The organism is Lysinibacillus sp. FSL K6-0057 (genome assembly GCF_038630885.1).
Lineage (GTDB): Bacteria > Bacillota > Bacilli > Bacillales_A > Planococcaceae > Lysinibacillus > Lysinibacillus fusiformis_F.
Window position 1 is genome coordinate 444,555 of the sequence record NZ_CP152047.1, and the last position, 26,026, is coordinate 470,580.

Here is a 26,026-nt window from a genome sequence, read left to right on the forward strand (position 1 = left end):
GAAGCAGGATTGGTATGAAACGTTTAAAAGGAATAATATTTATTGTCTCGGGTGCTATGCTATGGGGAGCAACTGGCCCTTTAATGGAGTGGTTACTTAATCATACACCGTTGACCGTATCCTTTATGTTAACGATCCGTTTATCGGTTGCAGGTATATTACTACTTACATACTTATTGTTAACAGGAAAAAATATTTTTGGTATTTGGCAGCACAAGCTATGGGGAAGGCAGCTCATTGTTTTTGGTATTGCAGGTATGCTAGGTGTACAATTTGCCTTTGTTGCTGCAATTAATGAAAGTAATGCTGTGCTGGCGACCTTACTACAGTTTTTAGCGCCAATATTTGTTGTTGCATATGTCTCTCTTAGTTTAAAGAAATGGCCACCAAAATATCAAGTGTTAGGTATTATTGGTACCCTTATAGGGTTATTTCTATTACTAACGAACGCATCATTTGAAAGTTTGCTTATTAGTCCAAAAGCCTTGTTGTGGGGTATAGCAGTAGGCTTAACATTTGCATTTTATACCTTGTATCCTGCACGCTTAATGAAGGAGTGGAGTGTGCTTTTAGTAGTTGGCTGGGGGATGCTGGTGGGTGGCTTCACTTTAGGTGTAGTAAGCCGTGTTTGGCAGTCCAATCAATGGGGCGTACTAATGGACTTTAAAATTTTTATGTTATTAGTTGCTTTAATATTTTTTGGAACAGTTGCTTTTATCTTATTTTTAAGTAGTATGAAATACATTTCGGCAGTTGAAACGAGCATTCTTTCCAGTATTGAACCATTAACAGCAATGGTTATTTCAGTTATTGTTTTCGGTACTTCCTTAGGTTTCTGGCAATTAATAGGTGTATTCGTTATGCTTGTTTGTGTAACATGGCTTTCAATAGCTGGAGAAAAATCATAAATATACTATAGAGTTAGGAGTTTTTGACTACCTTAAATTTTATCTACCAACAAGGGGGAAAGAATATGAAAGAAGTTTTTTCCTATGTAAAGCCATATAAATGGACAGCTATTTTTGCTTTATGTTTAATGCTTTTAGAGTTATTCGTGGAGCTTGTGCAGCCACTCATTATGGCAAAAATAATCGATGAAGGAGTAAGGGCTCAAGATCAAGGGATGATTTTGCAATGGGGAGCGGTTTTATTAGCGCTATCTTTTGTTGCCTTTCTAGCGGGAGTTATTAATTCGTATTTTTCTTCACATACAGCTCAAAGCTTTTCGTATGATCTACGAAATGCCCTGTTTGATAGAATTCAATCCTTTACGCTAGCAACCTATCAAAAATTCTCCACTGCATCGCTTATTACTCGATTAACAAATGATGTCACACAGGTACAAACAGTGCTGTTTATGAGCCTTCGTATTATGCTTAGGGCGCCACTTGCTGTTATAGGAAGTATTATTATGGCTTTTGTCGTAAATGCGAAATTGGCTTTATTTTTAGTCATCGGTGCACCGATTATTTTTATTTTTCTTATCTTTATGGTGGCAAAAGGTGTGTCTTATTTTGGACGTGTACAGAAGAGAGTCGATCGTTTAAATAGGGTTTTACAGGAGAATTTACAGGCGATACGGTTGGTGAAGGCTTACTTAAGAGGAGCATATGAGGCTACTCGCTTCGATGAAGTTGCATCGCGTTTAAAAGTGGATACTGTAAAGGCTTTACGCATAATGGAATATATTATGCCGGTTCTTTTATTTATTATGAATATGAGCTTGCTCGCAGTTCTATGGTTTGGTACAAAACAAATTGCGACAGGAACAACGCCGCTTGGTGATATTGTCGCTATTGTGAATTATGCAATGCGTATGACGGGCTCATTTTCAATGTTCGCGTTTATTATTATCTTCTACGCACGTGCAAAGGCCTCTGCAGAACGTATGGCAGAAATCCTTTCTATAGAAAATGAGGTTGAAGATACTTCCCTTATAGAAGAAGTAGGCCATACAACACAATATGGAGAATTAACATTTGAACATGTTAGTTTTACTTATCCAGGAGGAGATGCTCTTGTTCTGTCGGATGTGAGCTTTCAAGTTAAGTCTGGTGAAAAATTAGCGATTATGGGGGCAACTGGTGCAGGAAAATCAACATTATTACAGCTCATTCCTCGTTTCTATGAAGTGACACAAGGAAGAATACTTGTAGAAGGACAGGATGTTCAACACTGGGAATTACAAGAGCTGCGAGAAATAATTGGTTATGTCCCTCAGCAGTCATTGTTATTTACCGGAAGTATTGCAGATAATGTACGGTGGGGAGATACACAGGCTGAAATGGATGCTGTACTACAGGCTACAATGCAGGCACAAATACATGCATCTGTTGAAGATTTTCCAAATGGTTACGATACCAAGGTTGGGCAAAAAGGAGTTAATTTATCAGGGGGACAGAAACAAAGGCTATCCATAGCTAGAGCCCTTTTGAGAAAAGGACATATTTTAATGCTTGATGATAGTACCAGTGCCTTAGATGTAAAAACGGAACAGTCTTTATGGGAGGCATTGAGTGAAGAACAGGCAACGATGCTTGTTGTTACGCAAAAAATTCGTACAGCTAAAGGTGCAGATCGCATTTTACTGATTGATGCTGGAAAAGTAGTTGCATATGGCACACATGAAGAGCTTTTACAGACTTCCTCTCTTTATAAAAAAATAGCTATCTCTCAACAGGAGGTGGAGGATTAATGGGATTTTTCCAGAAACCTTTTGGCTATGAACCGATTTTGACAAAAGATGATCTGAAACAGGTTGTGAAGAAAAAGAAGGGGCCACGTGCAGCTGATTGGAAAAATACATTGCTACGGTTATGGAAAATTGTTGACGAACAACGTGCACTTCTCATTGTGGTGCTTTTGTTAGTGATGATTAGCTCCATTTTAGCTTTAGTTGGCCCTTATTTAATCGGTCAAATGATTGATCACTATGTGATGCACGGTGAGCTTTCAGGCTTAGGTAAGGGGATTGGCGCATTAATTGGTATTTATGTTCTCTTAGCGATTTCACTTTTTCTACAAAACTATTGGATGATTGGTATTGCCCAGCAAACGATCTATAGATTAAGAACAAGTGTATTTGCTCATTTTCAACGGCTGCCAGTGGCATTCTTTGATCGTCGTCAGCATGGTGAATTGATGAGTCGAATGACGAATGATATTGAAGCGGTTAGCTCCACATTGAACAGTTCCTTTATCCAAGTATTTTCAAGTGTACTTACGCTTGGAGGAACCGTCATTATTATGCTCAGTTTAAGCCCATTGCTGACAGTTCTGACGATGGTCATTATTCCACTGATGTTTTGGGCAATGCGATGGATTACACGTCGTACAGCACCACTGTTTAAAGAACAGCAAGTAGCTATTGGCGCCTTAAACGGTATGATAGAAGAAACAATTTCAGGACAGCGGATTGTGAAGGCATTCTCCCAAGAGGAGCGAATGAAAGCAGAGTTTCGTGAAAAAAGTTTGCGCTTAAGAAGGACCGGCTTTTGGGCACAGACTTACTCGGGTTATATTCCTAAAGTCATGAACTTCTTAAATAATATGAGCTTTACCATTGTAGCTGGTATAGGAGGAGTTCTCGCACTATATGGACATGTATCCATAGGGGTAATTGTTATATTCACTGAATATGCACGACAATTTACACGTCCTTTAAATGATTTAGCAAACCAGTTTAATACGGTACTATCAGCCATTGCTGGTGCAGAGCGCGTATTTGCCTTGCTTGATGAACAACCAGAGAAGGAAACCGTGTCTGCACAAAAGCATCAGTTGTTGGGGCATGTGGCATTTAAGCAGGTGTACTTTAAATATGAACTAGAAGAAGAAGCATACACATTAAAGAATGTAGATTTTAAAGTGGAGCCTGGACAAACAGTAGCCCTCGTTGGTGCAACTGGAGCTGGGAAAACGACAATTCTTCAACTGATTGCAAGGTTTTATGAGGTAACAAAGGGTGAGGTATTATTTGATGGTATAAATGTGCAGCAAATTGATCGTCAATCCCTTCGTTCACAGATGGCTTTTGTATTACAGGATCCATTTTTATTTGAGGCTTCTGTTCGCGAAAATATCCGTTATGGTCGATTGGATGCGAGTGATGCAGAGATTGAAGAAGCGGCCAAGCGTGCTAATGCCCATGACTTCATTATGAAACTCAAAGATGGGTATGATACCATTCTTGCTGCAGATGGACGCGAGATTTCACAAGGTCAAAAGCAATTATTATCTATAGCAAGGGCACTTATTGCTGATCCGAAAATTTTACTATTAGATGAAGCCACAAGCAGTATTGATACGGTGACAGAGCTGGCGATACAAGAGGCACTCGATACGTTGATGCAGGGTCGCACAAGCTTTGTTATTGCTCATCGTTTAAATACTGTCCATAATGCTGATATGGTTTTAGTTATGCATAAAGGGGAATTAGTTGAAGCTGGACCCCAGCAAAAACTAATCGAATCAGGTGGTCTTTATGCACAAATGCTGCATTCATCCTCACACCATCTTGAGGAATAGATGAAAAAGAGCAATTTCATTTGAAATTGCTCTCTTAGTGTTGAAAAACAAAACAGTCAATTGAAAGGTAGAAATGAATTTCCGTTGCAGGCTACTTGCTTTCATGTGGGCGAGCGCCGAGCCGCTTCCTCCGCTACCGCTTCGTTTAGAGTTTTGCCTGTCTCGCTATCCCACGGGAGTCAAGTAGCCTTCCACTCCAACCCATAAAAGTGTTACCTTTTTAGCAAAGGTTTTCAAATAAAGTGGAGGTGTTCATTACTCTTTATGAAGAGGTGTTGTCACGCATTACTTCTCCACATTGAAAATAAGAGCTTATCCCCTCTAAGAATACAGATATTGGCTATTTGATTGCTATGCTAGTATGAGAGCGAACGTAAGTGAGTGAAGCGGCTCATCGGACGCCCCCTGGAAAGGACGCTAGCGGAACGGAAATCAACCTCTCACCTTGCAAAGTTGCTTTTTCTGCCGTTGACATCATCTTTTTATTGAAATGAAATGTTATTAATTTGAATAAATAGTATAATTATTATAAAACATTAGTAAAATGGGAAGTAGTATATAGTTTAAAAGTAACAGATTGCAAAAGGATAAAGATCACTATTTTCGAGAAATTATTATATTATTTTATATCTATTAATTCTAGTAAATTTCAGTCATTTTACTAAATTTTTATAGTATAAATCCTTTTATTTTTCCAATATTTGAAGTAAAATTCTGATTAATAGGGGGTATTAATATATTTTGTTGCCAGCTTATTTTCATTCTTGCTACAATAGGGCAATAGTCTGTTACAGGAACGGAGTAAATGATGAATATTTCAGTGATGACAGTGTCTTTTCCATTAGATGGAGAAACATTGAAAGAAGTAAAGTTATTATGTGAAGAAGCAACAGTTCAAGATTATCGAGTATATGAAACCATTATGAATGTACCAATGGCTAGCTCTTTCGAGACTAAGGGCTTTATGGTACTAGCGTATGAGGATGATAAGGATTTATTAGTTGGTGCTGCTAGTGCAATTGACTTAATGGGGCTTCATACATATGAGTGGTCATTAGTGGTAACACCTGCATATCGACAAAAGGGTATTGGAACTGCGTTAGTTGATGGTATACAAGTTGGGCTAGAAGAAAGAGGGGCAGAGGGGCAATTAGCTGTAGTAATTGATGGCTCTCCTTATGGACACACATTTATTGAAAACAAAGGTTTTACCTATAGTTTTTCAGAAGCTACTTTAGAAACAAAAGCAGAGCCCGTTACATTACAAAAAGATATTAATATTCAACCCTATAATGGTGAGCAAGCTGAACTGATTACTATTTATTGTGAAGCATTTGGAGATTTACCAGAAGAATCAGAAGAGCTTATTGCCTTTAATACATCAACAAGTGGACGAAAGCTTTGGATTGCTTATCGGGATGGCGCTGTTGTTGGGACAGTGACAACAGCTCAGGAAAATGAAATCCAGTGGGTAACAGCACTTGCTGTACATCCAAATTGTGAAGGACAAGGTATTGGGACAGCACTTCTTTCTTTCTCAAAGGATTATGCGAGTAAAGTTGGTGCAGCATTCGTCATGCTAGATGTAGAAGTAGACAATAAAAAAGCACTATCTGTCTATGAAAAAGCAGGCTTTATGAAAGCGCAGCAAATTGATTATTATGTAAAACAATAGGAAAAAGGGCGATGAGTGGTATTTCATATCAACTCATCGCCCTTTTTTATCATAATTACCTACTATCTTCATATAATATTAATAAGCTTTAAGAAAGGAGTCGTGATCATGCGCATGCCAGCATTGCCAAAGAAGAAGTCTCCTCCAAAGGAAGCCCCTAGTTCATGGTGGAAAGTTGTTAAAGCTTATTTATCCAAAGGGAAGTTTTATAAATTACCACCAAGAAATTAATGATGCAAAGAAAAAAGTCGCCTTTTCGCGACTTTTTAATTTTCTAATAGGAATGTCTTTTTGGATGGACCGATTAAGTATAGTTCGTGCATGGCTCGTGTAAGAGCTACATAAAGTAGCTTTCGGTCAATTGGCGTATCGTAAAAGGGTGTATCGTAGGCAGCTACTATGACGGCATCAAATTCAAGTCCCTTGGCTAGATGACTTGGTACAACAAGTAACATTTCTTGATTAATAGATTCATTTTCCGTTAGTAGTTGTGAAGCAATAGCATTGTCTTTTAATGCCTGTTGCATAGTAATGGCTTCTGCAGTAGTTTTGCAAATTAAAGCAATGGATCGATGGCCGTTTTGACGTATGGCTTCAAAGATCCCTTTAATTTTTAAGGCATCAAATTGCTCTGCTTGAATAAAACTTGGTACGTTACCGTGACGCACAACGGGTTCTACTAGGGGGAGCTGTTCATTCATTTGCGCTAGAATTTGATTCGCGACTTCCATAATTTCAATGGTTGTACGATAGCTTTTTTGCAAAGTTCGGAAGCTTGCGCGAGGAAATAAGTTTTGGACAGGCTCCCATGCTGTCAATGAACGATAGCTATGAATACCTTGGGCTAAATCACCGACCATTGTGAACATATCCGTATCAAGACCGGCTTTTAAAGCAGCAAGCTGAAATAAACTATAATCTTGGACCTCATCGATAAAGACAACACGCATCTTCCATTCATCTGCAATGCCTTTTAAACGTGCTTGTAAATAGTATAGTGCCGCTAAATCTTCGAGTGCCCATTGTTCTTTACGATGTGCCTGTAAAAATTGTTGCTGTTCAAGGTAATGCCATTCAGGGGCGAGTTCTGCTAAAAGTTCTGCATCGGTGAGAAGGGTACGATAGAGTGTTTTAATATTATGTTTAGTAAAGCGACGCATATAAGCTGATGCCGTTGTCTTCGTTTCCTTTTCAATGGCAGGAATTCGCTCATCACGCTCATCGATGAATTTTGTGACAACACGTCGTCGTTTTTCATCATCTCGAATGCCATTTAAGGCTTTACCCAATGCTTCATCATACTTTTTATGGAGTGTAGCTAAAACAGCCTGTTTTTTTTGACGAACATGGCTTGCTAACACCTTTTTAATATGTTCAAGTCGCTTTTCGATAGGCATATAAGAAAATTCGTATAAAAACAGCTTCTTCAGGTGGGAAGCACGCATTATACAGTATTTTTCAATATAGACATCTTCGAATTGTTCTGCGATCTTTTGTTCCAGCTTTTGTACGTAGCGTTCGATGACATCACGATAGTAAAGGGAGCCTTTCATTTCAGCAATCCAGGCAGTAGGCTGATGACTACCTCCGGCAACGAGCGACTCTAATTGCTCATTTGGATTTTGAAGCTTAAGCTTTAATTTAGTGGCAGAAAGAACGTAGTCTGTAAAAGTAGTTTGGCAAATTTTATCGACGCCAAGCTCTGGTAAAACATCGCCTATATAATCAATAAATAACTTATTCGGTGCTAAAATCATGAGCTGCTCAGGATTAAAATGTTCACCCATTGTGTAAAGGAAATAGGATATTCTGTGGAGAGCAATGGTCGTTTTTCCACTGCCTGCAGCACCTTGCACAATAATTGGTTGACGAAGATGTGCTCGAATAATTTCATTTTGTTCCTTTTGGATTGTCGAAACAATTTCCGTTAGACGAACATCTGCTTTTCCAGCCAATGCTTCTTGTAGTAGTTCATCATTTGTTGTTAAGTCAATATCTCGTATATCGAGTAATTCGCCATTCTCGATCTTGTATTGCCTTTTAGCAAAGAGATGTCCCTTATGAACTTCTCCACGGACATCGTACTCCATATCACCAAGACGACCATCATAATAAACATTGGCTACGGGTGAGCGCCAGTCAACAATAATGGGTTCATGGGTTTCACGATGAAATAGTGAGGTCTTCCCAATATAAAGAAATTCTTCAGGGTCACCTGTTTTTTGGAAATGGATTCTGGCGAAATAGGGCTTCTTGCGAACGGCCTCTAGACCTTCTTTTTGATTACGTGCCATTTCAAAGAATCTGGCATTTGTTAAGATATTTAAATAACTTAAACTTGAATCTAAGTAATCGAGATCAGCCATGGATTTGCGGATATTTTCTTGAGCAGATTGTAAATCTCGTTGTGATTCGTCTAATATTTGCTGCATATAACTTTGGGTATACGCTAACCGCTCTACTTCAGCCTGAAAATCTGGATGTTGTACAGTCATTTTTAGCACCTCCTAGGTACTTACAATTTCAAAGTAGATTATCATACTACTATATATAATATTTACCATCAAGTGAAAGCTAAAAAGTTAATTATGCTACTATTACATGGGGGATGGAAGGTTATTCTTTAAATAATAAATAGAGGAGGTTCATGATTTTGGATATATTTGCACATAGAGGTGTTTCGATAAACTATCCGGAAAATACGATGGCAGCCTTTCAAGCAGCATCAAAGCTCCCTATAGCAGGGATTGAGCTAGATGTTCATTTAACCGCAGATAAAGAGGTAGTGGTCATTCATGATGAAACCATTGATCGTACCTCCAATGGCTCGGGCTATGTAAAAGATTTTACATTACAGCAATTGCGTACATTTGATTTTGGTTCGTGGTTTTCGCGGGAGTTCGGAGATGAAGTAATTCCTACGTTAGGGGAAGTGCTAGAGCTTTTTGCAGGTACCAATCATCGTATCAACATAGAACTGAAAACAGATATCATTGCATATGAAGGGATTGAAGCGCTTGTACTCAAAGAAGTAGCTGCACAGCAAATGACAGAGCGGGTCATCATTTCATCTTTCAATCATGAATCACTGCAAACCATATCTAAAATAGCGCCTTATATCGAAAGTGCAGCATTGTTTGCAGAGGTGTTAGTAGATTTTACTACTTACATTGCTCTCATTCCAGCTAAGGCGTTACATGTAAGTCTACCAACTTCATTTCGTAAATCAGTTAAACTAGCTCTCGCTGAAGGCGCAACAGTACGTGTGTATACCGTTAATGATCAACGTGATGCTCGAAGTTTACAACAACTAGGTGTACAGGCGATATTTACAGACGATCCTGAAAAAATATTACTTGCCCTTAGTTAGAACAAAATAGGAGACAAAAGGCTTCCGTGGAATCATTTGCATTTTAAAATACCCACGGAAAGCAACGTCTTCTAGAAGATTTGTTCTACCATTTCGCACGATGTTCCTCAATACATCCGAGCATTTGTTGAATAACTAGTGTTTCACCATTGTCGAGTAAAATGGAACCGTCGTAATAACCAAATAGTTGATGTACTTCTGATTTAACTAGTTTGGCATTCGTTTGGGCAGTACGCTCAAAAAAAGGTGAAAAAGTTAATGAGACCTGATTAGAAAATTTTGTTTTCACTTTCCAACGCTGCATATAGTCTCCGGAGTCATATTGAAATATCAAATCCTCATGTATTTTTGTCATTTTACCATCAACAAAAACAGCATTTTCAGTCATGCCAGTGCCATCTGTCCATTTACCCCCTAAATTAAGTCCGATTCGTCTTCCTCGTACGCGTTGAGAGGCCATTCCCCAATTCCATAATGCTTCACGGGGCCATACACCTCGTCCATAATCCAACACAGCAAAGTTCTCTTCAGCTGAGAAATTAAAACGTCGAGTACCAATTGTGACAACACCTGAGGTTGGCAGTATGTGATGCTTGCCTGTAAACTGAAATGTTTTGCGATTCCAAGGAATGACTACATTTAATGTTTCGTCAGCTGGTGGGTGCTGAATGATAAGCTTTGCTCGTAAAACATCTCCATCAAAGTTTGGTATGGAAACAGATAGATGCGTTTCATTTTGTATATATAATAAATCAATCATCATTTCGCTATTTTTAAATGAAACAGATTCTAAAACCTGTGTAGGCATTTTTAGTTTACCACCGAAGGGAATTGTGATCGTTTTTTCGAAATAGCGTTGTGTTTCATATTCAAGAAAATAAACGAAGCAGACTGCTGCGTAATCTAGATGACTAATCGTAGCTGAAAACAAAATTTCATCACCATAGACACACCAATAGTTCCATTTCTTTTTGCGCATGAGATGGCCGCTTAAATTGCTGTTAATAAGTGGCTTACGTGCAAATCCGATGGCTGCTGGATTTAAATTACCTTTTTTATCGCATAAAAGAGTTGGCTGTAAAATCTCTTTCTCAGCATGCTGCTTCACATTCAACATCCCTTCTGATCATAAAATAAAATTGACATATCTTTCATTCTTATTGTAGCAAAAATGTTCTTGAAATTGGAAAGGAACATGCCGAATATAATGGATTTCAATAAGAATAAGAGTAAGGACCTAACTAATAGAAATACTTGAATAGACATATGATGGCATGAGGAGGGGATGTATGGCAAAAATGTATAATAGGCAGGCTGCAGTTCAATACGCCAATTTGTGGTGGAACAGACGCAATCCAGCTTTTCCAAACTTTGATGTAGATTGCACGAACTATATATCTCAATGCTTACTTGCAGGGGGTGCACCGATGCGGGGGGCACCAAGTAGAGATAAAGGCTGGTGGATTCAGCAGGGGAATTGGAGCTTTAGCTGGTCTGTTGCCCATTCGTTACGATGGTATTTAGAAGGGTCTACAACAGGATTAAAGGGTAGACGTGTTCAAAATGCAGAGGAATTAGAGCTAGGGGATGTCATTTTTTATGATTTTCAAGGGAATGGAAGAATTGACCACTCCGTTATTGTCACAAGTATTCAAAATGGTATTCCTTATGTGAATGCCCATACCTCAGATAGTATTAATCGACCTTACTTTTACGAGGATTCCACCGCCTATACGCCAAGCATGACTTACTTTTTCTATCATATAGATGACAGCTTTGCTTAAGAACAGATAGTTTTAAAGCATACAATTTTATGATAATGTGAAAGATAGAAGAGATAAACTCTAATATGTTGTCTTAAGGTAGAAGGAGAATAGATATATGAGCGAACAAATTTTATCTGTTAGAGATGCAATTATTCAACGACGATCGATTAAAAAATTTAATGGTCAGCCTGTAGAGCGTGAGGATTTAATGGCTATTATTGACGATGCGGTATGGGCTCCAAACCATGGTAATCGCGAGCCGTGGCGATTAGTTGTTGCCTGTGGAAAGGAATTGGAAAACCTTCATCAGCTATTACGTGACCTGACAATTCCGAAATGGCAGGAGCTTTCAAGCGAAGATTTAGCAAAGCAGATGTTGAAATTTACATTGCCAGGTGGCTATGCCTTTGTTATCGTACCAGAGGATGCACGTCAAAAAGAACGTTTAGAAGATTATGCAGCGGCAAGTACATTTATTCAAAATATGCAGTTACTCGCATGGGATAGAGGCATAGGCTCTTGCTGGAAAACGCCAGGCTTCTTAGATAACCCTAAATTCCGTGAAGCTTTAAAGGTGCAGCCAGGTGAGCGTGTCATTGCCATGCTACAAGTTGGTTATTTTGATGAAGTGCCAAAAGGCAAAGAACGCAAACAATCAGCTGATATTGTTACGATTTTTGGTGAGTAATCAAACAAAAATCCCTTCACTTTAAAAGTGAGGGGATTTTCTAATTAATCGATATTTATTTTTGTAATCCTGAAACCTCATATAAATAATCACTTAGAACACGTAAGCCTTTATCAAAGTTTTCTAAATGGAAGTGTTCATTTGGTGCATGGAAGTTTTCACTTGATAGACCGAAGCCCATTAACACCACAGGTAATTCTAAAATTTCATCAAACGCAGCTACGATAGGGATAGAGCCACCGCCACGTGTGTAAGCTGTTGGTACATTATATACTTTTTCATAGGAGCGTCCAGCAGCCTGGATAAATGGATGATCGAAAGGTGTCAGGAATGGACGGCCTTTATCAAATTCAGAAATGTTGATTTCCACACCAGCAGGTTTGTGCTTTTCAACATGTGCTTTTAAAAGTGCTACGATTTCATCTGGCTCTTGATTTGGTACAAGACGGCATGTGATTTTAGCGCCAGCTTCAGCTGGTAGCACTGTTTTGATGCCTTCACCTGAGAAACCACCAAATACACCGTTAACCTCTAAGGTTGGGCGCGCCCAAGTTCGTTCTAAATAAGAATACCCTTGTTCACCGAATAATTCTTTTACGCCCACTTCCTGTTTAACTGATTCTTCATCAAAGCCAAGTGCAAGATAAGCTTCACGTTCCTCTTCTGTTAATGGCAACACGTTGTCGTAGAAACCTTCAACTTGAATCGTACCATGCTCATCACGGAAGGATGCTAAAATTTCAGCCAATGCATGAATTGCATTTTGTACACCACCACCGTAAAGACCGGAGTGTAAATCTCCTTTAGCTCCACGAACATCAATTTGAATGCCTGTTAAGCCACGTAGTCCATAGCACACCGCAGGCTTACGAGGACCATAAAGGCCCGTATCAGAAATTAAAATTAAATCTCCCGCTAGTTTTTCTTTATATTGTTCAACATAGGCAGGTAGATGAGGACTTCCGATTTCTTCTTCACCTTCATAAATGAATTTAACATTGACTGGTAACGTCCCTGTTGTAGCAAACAATGCCTCAATCATTTTTAAGTGCATAAAGACTTGTCCTTTATCATCACTAGCACCACGAGCAAATAGTTTATTGTCACGAATCGTAGGATTGAAAGGCTCACTGTCCCATAAATTTAATGGATCAACAGGTTGAACATCATAATGACCATAAAATAAAATAGTTGGTTTACCTTCAGCATGTAACCAATCTGCATAAACAACAGGGTGTCCAGCTGTTTGTGTAATAGAGATATTTTCAAGATTTAGTTTTTCAAACGCATCGGCTAGCCATTGAGCTGCGTGTTGAATATCCCCTTTATGCTCGGATAACGAACTGATACTTGGAATTCGTAAAAATTCATTCAGTTCATTTAAATGTGCCTCACGATGTTCTGCAAAATAAGCATCTATTTGCTGTAAATTAGTCATTTAGCATCCCTCTTTCCAATATTTCGATAATAGAAATAGTATAGCATAATGTGGAAGGGAAGTGCCGTAATATCAGAGGTCACTGCTATTTTTATTTGGGAGGAGTCTAATCGTTATATCTAAAACTTTTCAATCAACTTTGAATGATGAAATAAAAAGCAGAAGATGGTTAAGAAAAATGCGACAAAGTCTATAAAGAGCTTTGTCGCATTTGGGATATGGTTTAAAAAGAGCTTGTCCTACTTAGTTTTCTTATCATTGGCACGCTCGATAAATAAGTCAGTTAGATCGTTAATTTGCCCAATAACAGAAATGGGATCTGTAAACCAAAACTTGAAATTATCTATTTCGTAAACTTCATTATTTTTAACGGCCTCTAAATTTTTCCATACAGGAGCGGTTGTAAAGTCGACTTTAGGTGTGTCGGCAGCTCTTGCTACGATAACACGGTCCCCTACAAAGTCTGAAATTTTTTCTGAAGAAATTTGTGTCCACGGCGTTTTTATAGTAGTTTGTGCTTTCACAGCTGGCGCCATTTGTAAGCCTAATCCCGTATAAACAGGATACCCTGTATAACCATCTCCATAAATAGTGATGGTTCCTTGGCCATCCAGTATATCCATAACAGTTATTGTTTCTTCAGGCTTAATGATATGAGCAATTTTTTTACGAGCGGTTTGAACTTGTTGTTGATAATTTTTCAGCCACTCCTCGGCATGGTCTCCTTGATTTAAGATAATACCAAATTCTTTAATGAGTTTAGGTATATTTTCTTCATATTCAATATAGATAGTAGGTGCGATTTTAGAAAGCTGCTCATACATTTCTTTATTACCTGTAATAATTAAATCAGGCTCTAATGAAAGTACTTTTTCTATAGAGTCTCCGATCACCTCAATTCCTTTTTTATCTTTTTCAGGTATATAAGGGTTTTTTAGCTGTGCTTCATTCGAACCAACCGGTTTGACATTTAAAGCAAGTAAGTAACCTAAGTAAAAATCAGTAACAATACGTTTTGGATTTTTATTATACGTAATATCACCATTGATGGAGTGATAAACCATTGTTTCCTCTGATTTTTCAGTAGTGTCGTTGTTTGTACAAGCTGTTAATAATAAAGCAGCACATAAAACAAATGAAGCTACTATAGTATGGTTCCAATTAAATTTCATTGGTAAAAAGCCTCCTTCATATTGATAACAATTATCATTATATAAAGGTCCTCGATTGAATACATCGGAGGATTTTAACTCAAAATTAGGATTATTCAACACTATAGAAGTGGGTAAATATAATCTTTTATATTGGCCAGGTGTTAATCCAGTATGTTTTTTAAATAGGCGAGTAAAGTAAGAAGAATCTTCGTAACCAACCTGCTTCGAAACTTCTTGGATTGAATGATGTGTTTCAACTAAAAGTCGCTTTGCATGTTTGATACGAGTATGTAATAAATAATCAATTAGACCATAACCAGTTTGATATTTAAATTGTTTAGAGAGATAAGATACACTGTAATTCATTTTTTCTGCAATTGTATGACGAGATAAGTTTTCATGAAAATGTTTATTAATATAATCTAATGTTTGAGAGGTTAACTGTTCCTCATGCAGTATATTTGAATCTAGTGTATACATTTCATAGATTAACTCTGCTAAGTATAGCTTTGTCTTATATTTACTAGCGTCTGTGTGCTTTTCCCATTGCATGTTTATGTTATCTATTAATGTTAGCCAATGCTTCGGTGCATCATAAAAAATGAGAGGCTCTAAGGGCTCAGATTTTGTGTTATCAAAAGTAACATTACAATAGATCCATATACATGCCGAAGATGGTTCCTGCGTGACATGTATGTTTATAGGGTCATGAACAATCAAAAAGATGTTTTTATTATGTAATAGGGGAGTATGATGTAAGTTCCATTCGCCAGTTCCTTGAGCAATAAAACCGAAAATGCAGTTACAAGTAATGACAGGCCTTAATAGTGGATTATCAGATATATGTATAATGGTTAATTTTGCCGAGTCCCAATCTGCTAAAGTAAGATTTTTCAATTTGAGGATTCACTTCTTTCAATAGTTTATATTACGATAATACAATCAATGATAATGATTCTCAAATAGATGCTTGTATCGTAGAAGTGAAAAATTTATTTAAAAAAATAAACTGCATTCAAATTATTAGATTTTCTCCAATAATTTGAAGTGCAGTTATGCATGATGTTTCTATTTAATTAGCCATATGACGTTTTATAATTTCTTCATTTTTTTCAGCGAAGCGGTCATTGTGAGAGGATACACCAGCCATATCGACTTCGGTAGGATCTAAATATAGCTTCGCACTATTAACGGCTAGAATGGCATCATTAAATGCACCAGCTATCAGGCGAATCTATTCAAAGTCTCATTAGTGAGCAGTATAACCGCCATCAACAAGTAGCGTTGTACCATTGACAAAGCTTGAATCGTCGCTAGCTAAGAAGAGAACGGCTTTAGCGATTTCTTCTGGTTTACCAAGTCGACCTTGTGGGTGAAGGGATGCTAAATATTCTTTCTTTTGAGCATCAACTTCAGCCAGTAGAGGAGTATCGATATAGCCAGGACAAACCGCATTTACGCGAATGCCTTGTTTAGCATAAGCTGTACATAGGTTTTGCGTTAATAATTTTATGCCACCTTTTGCAGATGAGTAGGCTGTAGGATTTGGTAAGGCAACAAAACTATGAATAGAACCAGCGTTGACGATGACGCCACCTGTACCTTGAGCAAGGAATTGTTCAATGGCATATTTATCAGAAAGAAATACACCTGATAAATTAATATCAATTGTTCTTTTCCATTTTTCAAAAGAAAGCTCGTGTGCGGGTGCATCATCAGCCACGCCAGCATTTGCATACATAATATCAAGTTTACCGTATTTAGTAACGGTTTCCTTTATCATGTTTTGAATGTCTGCTTCGCTTGTTACATCTGTTTTCACGAAGAGTGTATCAAAACCATTGTTATTTAATTCTTCAGAGACGCTTTGTCCACGATCAGAAAAATCGGCAATAACGACTTTAGCGCCTTCTTCTACAAAGAGACGAACTGTGGCTTCACCAATCCCACTAGCCCCACCAGTAACAATTGCTACTTTATCTTTTAGTTTCATATAAATGACCACCTTTATTGTTATTTTGCTGTTGCTCCGCCATCAATGACGAATTCTGCACCTGTTGAGAAGGAAGACTCATCAGAAGCTAAAAATAATACTGTTTGCGCCACTTCCTTAACAGAGCCTAAACGTCCTAATGGGAATAAGTTTTTGCCTAATTCATCTTTTGAGCTTCCAGTTGTGGCTGACGCATAGTCTGCCATACCTGTATCAATATAGCCAGGATGAATGGAGTTGACACGTACGCCATATGGAGCATATTCCATAGCAGCATCCTTTGTCATAATGCGGACAGCCCCTTTACTCGCTCCGTATAAGACGTGACCAGCAGCACCTGTTAAGCCTGCAATAGAAGAAGCATTAATAACAGAACCATTATGCTGTTTAGCCATAAGCGGCATAATATGTTTCATACCCAGGAACACACCTGTTACATTGATAGACATTAAGCGGTTCCAGTCAGAAAGTTCGATTTCCGCAAGTGGTTTTATGATATAGATACCTGCATTATTGAAAAGAATATCCACTTTGTTAAATGTTTTTATTGATTCATCTGCAACCTTTTTCCAGTCTTCTTCATTACTAACATCGTGACGGATAAATAATGCCTCACCGCCAATAGCTTGGATATCACGGACTGTATCGTTACCAGATTGTTCATTTATATCAGTAATAACTATTTTTGCTCCTTCTTTAGCAAATAATAGTGCAGTTTCTTTCCCGATTCCTGTACCTCCACCTGTAATAATGGCTACTTTATTTTCTAGTCTCATTTCAAGCACGCACCTTTCATTATTTCTGGTTATATGGTTACCTTAGGATTCAAAAGTATTCGCATTGTTTAGCGATACTTTCATCTTACTCCTTTCAATTTGAAATACTATCCTATAAGATGCTGTATAATATAGTGAGTGAATATCCTCCATTTATAGGGGTATTTTAGTGTGAAGGAGAAGAATTTCCTATGGCGCATCCATTTCAGTCGATTGAAGAAGTAACACTTCAAGAGTTTGTATTATTTATTAAAATCCATCATAAGCAAATTGAAGAGAATACGAATATTTACCTTAATCTAGAACCTTCTATAGCTGAGGCAGATCGAAAAAGAGCAGCAATGATACTGGATTCGTTTTTGCGTTTAATGACACATGCAAACATCGATGAATTAAATAATGATGATAAGTATTTTTTTAACACATGGCTTCAATCACAGTTGTCCATTATTGATAGGAAGAGCTTTAATCTATTTCAATTAATATTTGAGAAAGCATTGATTACTTTTATGATTCAACAGAAGAGTAGTCGAACGAACGCCATCTTAATGTATGTATTATCGATATTTACATTTCTTGTATTTCTTTACGATGTCTGTGAGAGAGAGAATCAAACTAGTAACATAACTACAGAAAATCAGGAATTTAGGCATCTACAGCTATTAGATAGGCTTGATAAATTGCTAATTAGTTCCTCAGGCTATCAAGATTTAGCCCGTATTTTAAAAAAGTGTGAAGAGTATTTTAGTTATAAAAGATGCGTATTTTATGCTTATGTTCCATGGTCCAATCAATTTTATGGAGTTATTGGGGCAGAACTACCTAAGGTGCAAAGCATGAAAGGGGAGTTGACTGGGGAAAACACGATACTTAGTTCAAGAAAACCCATTTATTTAAAAAACCCTAAAAACTATGTGAAAGAGGAGCATATTCAATTATTTAATTTATCCTCGATTATATTTATTCCCATTATGAGACAAGACCAATTATTTGGATGGCTAACATTTGATCAGCTAGGTGAGGAGTTTGATTGTACAAAGGAAGAATTATCACTCCTTGAAGAAGTAGGGAAGCGTTTAGGTCTATTTTTATCACGTAAGGGCGAGAAAGTAGAAAAGAATACAGAGCTTCATTTAACTGAAAGGGAATCGATGATACTTGGTCTGCTTGCCGAAGGGTATGATAATAAAAAAATTGCCAGTTTATTATTTTTAAGCGAGCATACGGTCAGGGATTATGTAAGCAGTCTGATGACAAAGCTCAAAGCAAAGAATCGAACACAGGTCGTTGCCTCAGCCTTTCGTCTAGGGCTGCTAAGCTAACAAACCAATGCACTTCTACTAGGAGTGCATTTTTTCTTTCTTCAAATGCCAATAAATGACTAAATAATATTCTGATAATAAATATTATTGAAAATATAGTTTAAATAATAGGTAACTATTGTCATCAAAAGCTCTTTTGAAGCGAAAGCAATATAGTAGTAAAACAATTTTTACGAATATTACAAGTGAAAGTGATTAAGCTTACACGATTGTAATGAAATTGAAAGCCAATGCGATAGAGTGTAATACATTATTTTGCGAGAATGTGTATAGAAGCAAGAACAAGAAGCGGAGGCATACACAATGAATGAAAAATTAGAAGGCGTATACGAGGAATACAATCGTTATATATATCACTTATGTTTGAAACTAACTCGCAATAATATAGAAGCTGAAGATTTAATGCAAGAAGTTTGGGTGAAGGTCGTACGCTATGAAGATAGCGTTGCCGAAGTAGAGCATATTAAAGCTTGGCTGACAACTATTACAATGAATACATTTAGAGATCGCTATCGTAAAAAGGTGCGACGTAGCAAATATATGATGAACCAACCTGAAACATTAGACGTACCGATTCTAGATTTGGTTCCCAATAATGAAATTTCTACAGAAGAAAAAATTGAAAAGGATATTGTGACAAAACTAGTGCAGGATAAAATGGAGCAATTAGATGCCATTTATAGAAAGACTTTATGGTATTTCTACATAGACCAATATTCACTGGCAGAAATCTCTACAATTATGAAAGTTTCCATTGGTACTGTGAAATCTCGTTTATTCCGTGCAAAGGCTCGATTAAAAGAAATGCTCATGTCAGATACAGCTATTGTGGAATCTGTGCTACCAGCGTAATGAAAGCAGATTGGTCGCACATCACAGTACTTAGACGGAAGTATTCGGTCGACTAATCTAAAAAAGATGCATTCGCAAATAATTGCAAATGCATCTTCTTAATTTTATGCCCTTTATTCTGACCGATTTGTCTCAACATCCAGTAAACATTTAGAAAAAATAGTTCGTAAGGTTTGCAGTTCCTCTGCTGTAAGCATACCAAACATATTATTAATGATTTCACTCACTTGTTGACGAGATTCTTTTAATATGGTTTCACCGTCAGCAGTAATGATTAGTTGAGAAGCTCGGCGGTCTGTGGCATGCTGTGTTTTTTCAATAAAGCCAGCATTAATCAGCTTCGTTGTTAAAACAGTGACACCACCAGTAGTTACTTTTAACCGCTCAGCAATAGCAGAAGGGCGTTTTGGGCCCTCCTGCGATAAGTAGTCTAAAATTAAAATATGGGATTTTGAAAAGCCGAGTACATTATGATTATTCCACTCGTTTGCCCACTTACGCTCAATAGATGAAACGACTTCAAACAACGAGGTAATGGCTTTTTGTTTTTCTTGATCCATAGAAGGTCATCTCCAAAACTGTTTTAACTTTCTTGTGCCAATCTTGTCATCGCATTTAATTCGTAAGCACGTACTTTACGTGGGATAAAACGACGGATGTCCATCTCATTGTAACCAACTTGAATACGTTTTTCATCTATTATAATAGGGCTACGCAACATTCTTGGGTGTGCTTGAATAATGGCAAATAGCTCTTGAATAGAAAGTTGGTCGATGTCGATATTTAAGTTTTTAAAGTCATTTGAGTTTGTTGCAATGATTTCATCTGTGCCATCTTCAGTCATGCTTAGAATTTCTTTGAATTCTGCAAGTGTAAGTGGGTGAGATGTAATACGTTTTTCTTTATATTCTATGTTGTGATCTTTTAACCATTTAAGTGCTTTTCTGGATGAAGAACAGCTCGCTTGTGAGTAAATTGTAACTGTCATTCTTCATTCCTCGCTTTCTTTTTTAGATTATATTTTACAAATAGCTTATTAGTAAGTTAATAGTTTATATATATATCTTACTAGTAAGCTATATATAAATCAATAGTTAATTGAAAAAATTTCTCAATCGAATTAATATTTTTTCAGTTATATTAAAATATACGAAGATAAGCATAAAAAGTTTCGTTTATTCAGCTTACAATGATGTAAGTTTATGTTAACACTGCTGATATCACAGGAGATGACTTTTTTAAGCTATAAAAATTCATGATGAGTTAATAGGGACTACTAGAATTCTGAGTTTATCTCTTAGGAGAGCGTTAGTTGGAAGCAGGAGTGAAATTGTTAGTCCACTGATTATAGTATGTTTAAATGAGGATAATTATACATCGAAATTTTAAAAAAATTAAAAGAGCAGCCCCATAACATGTTGGAGCTGCCCTTGAAATAATTAGTCTTGGCTTTGTTGTCCAGATGTAAACCAATCTTGAACATTCCAGACTTTTGTTGCGAGTCCTTCATAGAAATCTGGTTCGTGACTTACTAGCACAATGGTACCTTTAAATTCTTTCATGGCACGTTTTAATTCATTTTTTGCATCTACATCTAAATGGTTTGTCGGTTCGTCGAATAGAAGCCAGTTCGCTTCCTCCATCATTAATTTACATAAACGAACTTTAGCTTGCTCGCCACCAGATAATGAATTAAGCGGACGTGTAATATGGTCAGTTTTTAGACCAGCTCTTGCTAAAGCTGCACGTACTTGGGCTTGTTCCATAGAAGGGAAGGCATTCCAAACATCATCAATCGGTGTGATTTTCTCTGCTTTTACTTCCTGTTCAAAGTAAGAAGGATACAGGTAGTCACCTCGAATTACTTTCCCACCAAGCGCATTAATTTTACCTAACATTGTTTTTAATAAAGTGGATTTACCCACACCGTTCATACCGACTAAAGCAATTTTCTCTCCTCGTTCAATAGCAAAGGATAGTGGGGGAAGCAATGGCTTGTCTTTATCGTAACCAATGACTAAGTTTTCAGCCTCCACAACATAGCGGCTAGATGAACGTGCTTCTTTAAAACCGAATTCTGGTTTTACAGCTGTTTCTGGGCGATCAATTCGCTCTAAACGATCAAGCTGCTTAGCACGAGATTTTGCACGACCGGTAGTGGAGTAACGTGCCTTGTTTTTGGCAATAAAATCTTCTTGTTTCTTGATGAAATCCTGTTGCTTTTCATAGGCTTCAATATGCTGGCGTTTATTGATTTCAGCAAGTTCTAGGAATTTTTCGTATGTTGCAGTATAACGAGTTAATTTTGAAAATTCCAGTTGGAAGATGACATCCACTGTTTCGTTCATAAATTCTGTATCATGTGAAATTAGAAGGAAAGCATATGGATAGTTCTTTAAATAGATTTTCAGCCAAGTAATATGTTCCTCATCAAGATAGTTTGTAGGCTCATCTAGTAAAAGTACTTTTGGTTTTTCTAATAAAAGCTTAGCGAGTAACACCTTTGTGCGCTGTCCACCAGAAAGTGCAGCTACATCACGCTCTAAACCAATGGCATCCAGGCCAAGTCCACGTGCCACCTCTTCAATTTTCATATCTAGTGAATAAAAATCTCCTGCATCTAATGCATCCTGCACTTCTGCCATTTGTTCTAATAGTACTTCTAATTCTTCTGGCGTTGCGTCTGCCATCTTGCCTGTAATTTCATTCAGTTCTTCTTCTTTTTTATATAATGGTAAAAAGGCATCGCGTAACACTTCACGCATTGTTCTACCAGCCGTCAGTACTGTATGTTGGTCTAGATAACCATAGTGTGTACCAGGAAGCCATTCAACTTTTCCTGTATCGTGGATCGTTTGACCTGTAATGATACCCATTAATGTAGATTTACCTACACCATTAGCTCCTACAAGCCCAATATGATCACCGTCCACTAATCGAAACGATACATCTTTAAAGAGTGTACGATCACCGAAAGAATGACCTAAATTTTCTACTGTTAATATTGCCATGTCTGTTCCTCCAACTGTCTTTCTTGTTTACATTTTATAGTTCTGCAAGCTGCTTGTTAAGTTCAGCCAATTGAGCTTCCATATTTGCAAGACGTTGCTCTGCTTTTGCTACCTGATCGTTATGCCCAGTAGACTCCAATTTTTCTATATCACCTTGTAAATTCATATAGTCCATTTTTAACTCTCTAATTTGGTATTCAATATCACTTTTTGTTGGCATAATGACTGCTCCTTTTGAGAATATTTTTATAGTGAATGCGTGTAAAAGCGATGGAGGTTTTGCTAATCCCCCACCGCTTATTCATTAAAATCAATCGGGTACTGGTTGAATTTACTTATGTCCCAACTTCTATAAGAGGAGTTGGAGTGAAAAATTCTTATATATTGTATCATAATCATCTTCGAAGTAGCACTAAGTAGAAGCGATATTATGACGGTCATAAGCAAAATCTAAGAGTAATGCTTGAAGTGTTTCATTATTACTAGCAAGATTGAGTTGTCGCTGTTTTCTCACTGCTCGTTCACTGCGAGCTTCATGTAAAAGAAACTCCATAACAGCATTTTGGATTTGTGATTGCTTCATTTTACGGCCAAGCCCTAGATGAATAAAGCCGTTGTGCTCCCGAGGGAAAGCATGTAAAAGCTCAGCTTCAGTTTGTGCAAGTGTAATGCATGGCACTCCGTAAGAGGCAATTTTATAAGGCGTATAGTTAGCATTACAAATAATGACATCTGCTTTAGGTAGTAGTTTGAGGAGTGCATTTTTATCTCGAAGAATGGCAGTATTGCGACGACTAAGCACCATCATTTGTAAGTCATCCGTTGCATGGCGATAGCTGTCGTCGATCATAACTGTAATTTGTAGTGGTATTTGTAGTTGAGTTAAGTGTCGAAGTGTTCGATACGTTAAATTATGCTCGTCCCCATCCTCAAAAGCAACGACGATATGAGGCGGGTTTTCAGGTGTTTTACTATCAGGAACGTCATCAAATTGTTGGTAGGCTTCTGGTAGGGCAAAAACAAAGCTTCCACCCAGATAATGCGATGGTAAATAATCTTTCACTTCTTGATAGAGTGCTAGTAATACACAATCACAGGCTTGGCCACCTTCACCAAAATCATCAAAGTGAATAATTGTTTTGCAGAAAGGTCGTAAATCCTCTACTTGCCAGCCTTCAGAATTCCGCCCATCTCTAACAATTAAATCAGGTTGAAGTCCTTTGATTTGCTTAGGCAATTCGTTAAAGTGATCAAATAAAATAGGAGAAATTCCTTCATTCATTAAAATTTGGATTCCGTCATTCGAAGGAGTCTTTACAAATATAAAAACCTTCTCATTCGTAAGTAGCTTAGCTAATGTTGAAACCCGTTCAAAAGGATACAGCCCTTTATCAATACAGCTTTCAATAATGAAAACAATCGTTTTTTTTGGTTCAATTGCGTGTGTTTCTTTTTGCAAATGTATCCCATCCTTTCCTCTGTCTCTTTAAATTATGGCGAAGAAAGAGCAAGTATGTGTAAAATTTAGGATTTGATAATGAATGCATCTAGAAGAATCTTCTAAAATAGCTATCTTTAATCTGTTTTAATCATCAAAAAATGGTCGATATAGATAGTAAGGTCAATTGTAGGAAAGATACATACAAACTTGAAAGTCTTTATCTTGATTCAGAAAAATTCCTCTGCAAAAAGAGGAGAGATGATTGTTTACTTTATTTATCATCTAATGTGTCAAGATAAAGCCTACGCAGGATATCACGGATTTGGAAGGAGAGCTTGTAGAGCAAGCTCGAAAAAATCTGGATGCTTTTAGACTGAGACGTAATTGATACACTATCAATATGTAGAAGGACGGGAGAAAAATGAGTATGCGTGCAGCGATTGTTGTAGGGGCGACTGGTTTAACTGGCTCTGCTCTGGTTGAACAATTATGTGAAAATGATGAGTATATTTCAGTAACAGTAATTGCACGAAGAAAGCTAACTTTTACGCATCCAAAGTTAGAAGTGAAAATTCGTGATTTTGATAGAATAGAAGAAAACGATATTGGATTTGCTCATGAGTTGTATTGTTGCTTAGGTACAACCATCAAAAAGGCAGGCTCTCGTGATATGTTTGAAAAGGTAGATTTTGAATACCCATTAGCAATTGCTTCTTTAGCAAAAAAACGGGGAATCCCTCATTTTCTTGTGATTACGGCAATGGGAGCCAATGAGAGTTCTCCATTTTACTATAATCGGGTTAAAGGAAAACTTGAGCGTGATTTAGAGGAACTAGGTTTACAAAGACTTTCCATTATTCGACCTTCACTCTTAGTAGGGAATCGTGATGAATTTCGTTTAGGGGAAAAGGCGGGAGAAAAATTATTAAAGCTTGCACAGCCTTTATTAATTGGACCTTTAAAACGCTCTAGAGCAATTGAAGCCACACAAGTAGCAAAGGCTATGATTATCATTGCCCTATACGGTAAACAACAGCCAGTCACTATTTATCCATCAGATGAGTTGGCAACATTAGAGTATCCTGAAGTACCAGAAGAGGACGTTTCAAGAGAGATATTATTTAATTGGGATAAGCTGAATGAAGGTGAGAAAGTAAATCGCGATGTTGTTATTAATCGAGATAAATATAAGCTTGAAGAAACGGTCATTGATAAGGAAGTCCATTTCCGACATCGTGATCAGGATAATGAATTTAGGGATTAATTTTGTCGTTCCGTCTAAAGACTGAATTTATATCGATTGTCATACAATCCTTTCCGAGCCACTTTTCATTTGTTACAATATTATTGTAGAAGATGAATGTGGAGGCAAAGTAAAGATGAAAATTTTACTCGTTGATGGCACTATGTTTGGTCGTAAAACTGGTGTTATTTTAGAGCAAGTGGAGCAATATATTAAAGAATTAGATGCTAGTTTCGAGTTAGAAATGATGCATTTTAGTCAATATAAGCATCAAATTGTGGATGGTTCACCATTAAATGATGATATGAAAAAAATGATTCAACAATTCGAGGAAGCAGACGCTTACATTATTGCAACGCCTATTTTCCAAGCGTCCATTCCAGGTGTTTTGAAAAATGCTTTTGACTTCTTACACCCTAAAACGATGCGCTATAAGCCCGTATCCATTGTTGCAAATGGCGGCACATACCAGCATCATCTTGTAGTCGAAAATCAACTAAAACCTATTTTAGACTACTTCAGAGCCCTTGTTACGCCAAATTATGTATATACACATACATCACATTTTGATGCCGATAATAACATTGTCGATGAAGATGTTCATAATCGTTTACGTGAATTAGCTCGTGTATTTGTTCAATATTGTGAAATGAGCAAGAACTTGCCGAAGGAAACGATTGATCAACATTAAGATAGCCCTTGTACGGTGGTAAGAAATCACTGTGCAGGGGATTTTTCTTTGTAAGTATTGTTTTAGGATGTGATAAAAT

The 26,026-nt window shown here is 37.3% G+C and carries 23 protein-coding genes and 1 pseudogene; 12 read left to right on the forward strand and 12 right to left on the reverse strand.

The window, feature by feature from the left end; translation table 11 throughout:
• The first annotated feature begins 14 nt into the window (after nucleotides 1–14).
• The 5 genes from MHB40_RS02125 to MHB40_RS02145 all read left to right on the forward strand — a co-directional run bounded on the left by MHB40_RS02125 (nucleotide 15) and on the right by MHB40_RS02145 (nucleotide 6,433).
• Nucleotides 15–908 (forward strand): EamA family transporter, encoded by an 894-nt coding sequence (locus tag MHB40_RS02125; protein ID WP_205446667.1) that lies wholly within the window; start codon nucleotides 15–17, stop codon nucleotides 906–908.
• A 65-nt stretch (nucleotides 909–973) separates the two neighbouring features.
• The gene (locus tag MHB40_RS02130; protein WP_205446668.1) at nucleotides 974–2,695 is read left to right on the forward strand and encodes an ABC transporter ATP-binding protein; all 1,722 of its coding nucleotides are present in this window, start codon (nucleotides 974–976) and stop codon (nucleotides 2,693–2,695) included.
• Nucleotides 2,695–4,527: an ABC transporter ATP-binding protein gene (locus MHB40_RS02135; RefSeq protein WP_342533799.1), complete on the forward strand. Its 1,833-nt coding sequence runs from the start codon at nucleotides 2,695–2,697 to the stop codon at nucleotides 4,525–4,527. Before MHB40_RS02130 ends, MHB40_RS02135 begins: the two co-directional genes overlap by 1 nt.
• 805 nt (nucleotides 4,528–5,332) lie before the next feature.
• Nucleotides 5,333–6,202 (forward strand): GNAT family N-acetyltransferase, encoded by an 870-nt coding sequence (locus MHB40_RS02140; protein WP_342533800.1) that lies wholly within the window; start codon nucleotides 5,333–5,335, stop codon nucleotides 6,200–6,202.
• Between the two features lie 108 nt (nucleotides 6,203–6,310).
• Nucleotides 6,311–6,433 carry a hypothetical protein gene (locus MHB40_RS02145; protein WP_004229664.1) on the forward strand — a complete coding sequence of 41 codons (123 nt, stop codon included), beginning with the start codon at nucleotides 6,311–6,313 and terminating at the stop codon, nucleotides 6,431–6,433.
• A gap of 35 nt (nucleotides 6,434–6,468) precedes the next feature.
• Here the strand turns inward: MHB40_RS02145 and helD are convergent, their stop codons facing one another.
• Nucleotides 6,469–8,697, reverse strand: a complete 2,229-nt coding sequence (helD, locus tag MHB40_RS02150) for an RNA polymerase recycling motor HelD (RefSeq protein ID WP_342533801.1) — start codon at nucleotides 8,695–8,697, stop codon at nucleotides 6,469–6,471.
• A gap of 158 nt (nucleotides 8,698–8,855) precedes the next feature.
• Here helD and MHB40_RS02155 point away from each other — a divergent pair, with 158 nt between their 5' ends.
• Entirely contained in the window at nucleotides 8,856–9,572 is a 717-nt protein-coding gene (locus tag MHB40_RS02155; RefSeq protein WP_342442345.1) for a glycerophosphodiester phosphodiesterase, read from the forward strand.
• A gap of 85 nt (nucleotides 9,573–9,657) precedes the next feature.
• Here MHB40_RS02155 and MHB40_RS02160 read toward each other — a convergent pair whose 3' ends face one another.
• The gene (locus tag MHB40_RS02160; protein ID WP_205446672.1) at nucleotides 9,658–10,680 is read right to left on the reverse strand and encodes a DUF2804 domain-containing protein; all 1,023 of its coding nucleotides are present in this window, start codon (nucleotides 10,678–10,680) and stop codon (nucleotides 9,658–9,660) included.
• A gap of 181 nt (nucleotides 10,681–10,861) precedes the next feature.
• Here MHB40_RS02160 and MHB40_RS02165 point away from each other — a divergent pair, with 181 nt between their 5' ends.
• Both MHB40_RS02165 and MHB40_RS02170 read left to right on the forward strand, forming a co-directional pair.
• Entirely contained in the window at nucleotides 10,862–11,356 is a 495-nt protein-coding gene (locus MHB40_RS02165; RefSeq protein WP_205446673.1) for an amidase domain-containing protein, read from the forward strand.
• 97 nt (nucleotides 11,357–11,453) lie between these two features.
• A complete protein-coding gene (locus tag MHB40_RS02170) occupies nucleotides 11,454–12,026 on the forward strand; it encodes a nitroreductase (protein ID WP_205446674.1) in 573 nt (190 codons plus the stop codon).
• Nucleotides 12,027–12,081: 55 nt separating this feature from the next.
• Here the strand turns inward: MHB40_RS02170 and MHB40_RS02175 are convergent, their stop codons facing one another.
• From MHB40_RS02175 to MHB40_RS02195, 5 genes and pseudogenes are all read right to left on the reverse strand, one after another.
• Nucleotides 12,082–13,464 carry a dipeptidase gene (locus MHB40_RS02175; protein WP_342533802.1) on the reverse strand — a complete coding sequence of 461 codons (1,383 nt, stop codon included), beginning with the start codon at nucleotides 13,462–13,464 and terminating at the stop codon, nucleotides 12,082–12,084.
• A 239-nt stretch (nucleotides 13,465–13,703) separates the two neighbouring features.
• Nucleotides 13,704–15,515 (reverse strand): AraC family transcriptional regulator, encoded by a 1,812-nt coding sequence (locus MHB40_RS02180; RefSeq protein WP_342533803.1) that lies wholly within the window; start codon nucleotides 15,513–15,515, stop codon nucleotides 13,704–13,706.
• A gap of 175 nt (nucleotides 15,516–15,690) precedes the next feature.
• Nucleotides 15,691–15,852, reverse strand: a pseudogene (locus tag MHB40_RS02185) (thioredoxin reductase); the annotation flags it as partial.
• Nucleotides 15,853–15,867: 15 nt separating this feature from the next.
• Entirely contained in the window at nucleotides 15,868–16,611 is a 744-nt protein-coding gene (locus MHB40_RS02190) for a glucose 1-dehydrogenase (RefSeq protein ID WP_342533804.1), read from the reverse strand.
• A gap of 20 nt (nucleotides 16,612–16,631) precedes the next feature.
• Nucleotides 16,632–17,387 carry a glucose 1-dehydrogenase gene (locus MHB40_RS02195; RefSeq protein ID WP_342533805.1) on the reverse strand — a complete coding sequence of 252 codons (756 nt, stop codon included), beginning with the start codon at nucleotides 17,385–17,387 and terminating at the stop codon, nucleotides 16,632–16,634.
• A gap of 191 nt (nucleotides 17,388–17,578) precedes the next feature.
• On the opposite strand from MHB40_RS02195, the gene MHB40_RS02200 reads away from it, so the two are divergent.
• Both MHB40_RS02200 and MHB40_RS02205 read left to right on the forward strand, forming a co-directional pair.
• Complete coding sequence (locus MHB40_RS02200) at nucleotides 17,579–18,709, forward strand: LuxR C-terminal-related transcriptional regulator (RefSeq protein WP_205446679.1); 1,131 nt, start codon at nucleotides 17,579–17,581, stop codon at nucleotides 18,707–18,709.
• Between the two features lie 303 nt (nucleotides 18,710–19,012).
• The gene (locus tag MHB40_RS02205) at nucleotides 19,013–19,561 is read left to right on the forward strand and encodes an RNA polymerase sigma factor (protein ID WP_205446680.1); all 549 of its coding nucleotides are present in this window, start codon (nucleotides 19,013–19,015) and stop codon (nucleotides 19,559–19,561) included.
• A 113-nt stretch (nucleotides 19,562–19,674) separates the two neighbouring features.
• Here the strand turns inward: MHB40_RS02205 and MHB40_RS02210 are convergent, their stop codons facing one another.
• The 5 genes from MHB40_RS02210 to MHB40_RS02230 all read right to left on the reverse strand — a co-directional run bounded on the left by MHB40_RS02210 (nucleotide 19,675) and on the right by MHB40_RS02230 (nucleotide 24,031).
• Complete coding sequence (locus MHB40_RS02210; protein ID WP_342442351.1) at nucleotides 19,675–20,121, reverse strand: MarR family transcriptional regulator; 447 nt, start codon at nucleotides 20,119–20,121, stop codon at nucleotides 19,675–19,677.
• Nucleotides 20,122–20,144: 23 nt separating this feature from the next.
• Nucleotides 20,145–20,549: a transcriptional regulator Spx gene (gene spx / locus MHB40_RS02215; protein ID WP_004225558.1), complete on the reverse strand. Its 405-nt coding sequence runs from the start codon at nucleotides 20,547–20,549 to the stop codon at nucleotides 20,145–20,147.
• Nucleotides 20,550–21,000: 451 nt separating this feature from the next.
• Nucleotides 21,001–22,572: an ABC-F family ATP-binding cassette domain-containing protein gene (locus tag MHB40_RS02220; RefSeq protein ID WP_342533806.1), complete on the reverse strand. Its 1,572-nt coding sequence runs from the start codon at nucleotides 22,570–22,572 to the stop codon at nucleotides 21,001–21,003.
• A 34-nt stretch (nucleotides 22,573–22,606) separates the two neighbouring features.
• The gene (locus tag MHB40_RS02225) at nucleotides 22,607–22,792 is read right to left on the reverse strand and encodes an SE1832 family protein (protein ID WP_004225556.1); all 186 of its coding nucleotides are present in this window, start codon (nucleotides 22,790–22,792) and stop codon (nucleotides 22,607–22,609) included.
• Nucleotides 22,793–22,984: 192 nt separating this feature from the next.
• The gene (locus MHB40_RS02230) at nucleotides 22,985–24,031 is read right to left on the reverse strand and encodes a CMP-N-acetylneuraminic acid synthetase (protein WP_205446683.1); all 1,047 of its coding nucleotides are present in this window, start codon (nucleotides 24,029–24,031) and stop codon (nucleotides 22,985–22,987) included.
• A 403-nt stretch (nucleotides 24,032–24,434) separates the two neighbouring features.
• Here MHB40_RS02230 and MHB40_RS02235 point away from each other — a divergent pair, with 403 nt between their 5' ends.
• A complete protein-coding gene (locus tag MHB40_RS02235) occupies nucleotides 24,435–25,277 on the forward strand; it encodes an oxidoreductase (RefSeq protein WP_342442353.1) in 843 nt (280 codons plus the stop codon).
• 115 nt (nucleotides 25,278–25,392) lie between these two features.
• Nucleotides 25,393–25,947, forward strand: coding sequence for an NADPH-dependent FMN reductase (locus MHB40_RS02240; RefSeq protein WP_205446685.1), 555 nt, complete (start codon nucleotides 25,393–25,395; stop codon nucleotides 25,945–25,947).
• Nucleotides 25,948–26,026 lie beyond the last annotated feature (79 nt).

Bases quoted from the DNA above. Each gene is read 5' to 3' on its own strand.
- MHB40_RS02125 (WP_205446667.1), top strand. From the start codon at position 15: ATGAAACGTTTAAAAGGAATAATATTTATTGTCTCGGGTGCTATGCTA.
- MHB40_RS02130 (WP_205446668.1), top strand. From the start codon at position 974: ATGAAAGAAGTTTTTTCCTATGTAAAGCCATATAAATGGACAGCTATT.
- MHB40_RS02135 (WP_342533799.1), top strand. From the start codon at position 2,695: ATGGGATTTTTCCAGAAACCTTTTGGCTATGAACCGATTTTGACAAAA.
- MHB40_RS02140 (WP_342533800.1), top strand. From the start codon at position 5,333: ATGATGAATATTTCAGTGATGACAGTGTCTTTTCCATTAGATGGAGAA.
- MHB40_RS02145 (WP_004229664.1), top strand. From the start codon at position 6,311: ATGCGCATGCCAGCATTGCCAAAGAAGAAGTCTCCTCCAAAGGAAGCC.
- helD (WP_342533801.1), bottom strand. From the start codon at position 8,697: ATGACTGTACAACATCCAGATTTTCAGGCTGAAGTAGAGCGGTTAGCG.
- MHB40_RS02165 (WP_205446673.1), top strand. From the start codon at position 10,862: ATGGCAAAAATGTATAATAGGCAGGCTGCAGTTCAATACGCCAATTTG.
- MHB40_RS02170 (WP_205446674.1), top strand. From the start codon at position 11,454: ATGAGCGAACAAATTTTATCTGTTAGAGATGCAATTATTCAACGACGA.
- MHB40_RS02175 (WP_342533802.1), bottom strand. From the start codon at position 13,464: ATGACTAATTTACAGCAAATAGATGCTTATTTTGCAGAACATCGTGAG.
- MHB40_RS02190 (WP_342533804.1), bottom strand. From the start codon at position 16,611: ATGAAACTAAAAGATAAAGTAGCAATTGTTACTGGTGGGGCTAGTGGG.
- MHB40_RS02195 (WP_342533805.1), bottom strand. From the start codon at position 17,387: ATGAGACTAGAAAATAAAGTAGCCATTATTACAGGTGGAGGTACAGGA.
- MHB40_RS02200 (WP_205446679.1), top strand. From the start codon at position 17,579: ATGGCGCATCCATTTCAGTCGATTGAAGAAGTAACACTTCAAGAGTTT.
- MHB40_RS02205 (WP_205446680.1), top strand. From the start codon at position 19,013: ATGAATGAAAAATTAGAAGGCGTATACGAGGAATACAATCGTTATATA.
- MHB40_RS02210 (WP_342442351.1), bottom strand. From the start codon at position 20,121: ATGGATCAAGAAAAACAAAAAGCCATTACCTCGTTGTTTGAAGTCGTT.
- spx (WP_004225558.1), bottom strand. From the start codon at position 20,549: ATGACAGTTACAATTTACTCACAAGCGAGCTGTTCTTCATCCAGAAAA.
- MHB40_RS02220 (WP_342533806.1), bottom strand. From the start codon at position 22,572: ATGGCAATATTAACAGTAGAAAATTTAGGTCATTCTTTCGGTGATCGT.
- MHB40_RS02225 (WP_004225556.1), bottom strand. From the start codon at position 22,792: ATGCCAACAAAAAGTGATATTGAATACCAAATTAGAGAGTTAAAAATG.
- MHB40_RS02235 (WP_342442353.1), top strand. From the start codon at position 24,435: ATGAGTATGCGTGCAGCGATTGTTGTAGGGGCGACTGGTTTAACTGGC.
- MHB40_RS02240 (WP_205446685.1), top strand. From the start codon at position 25,393: ATGAAAATTTTACTCGTTGATGGCACTATGTTTGGTCGTAAAACTGGT.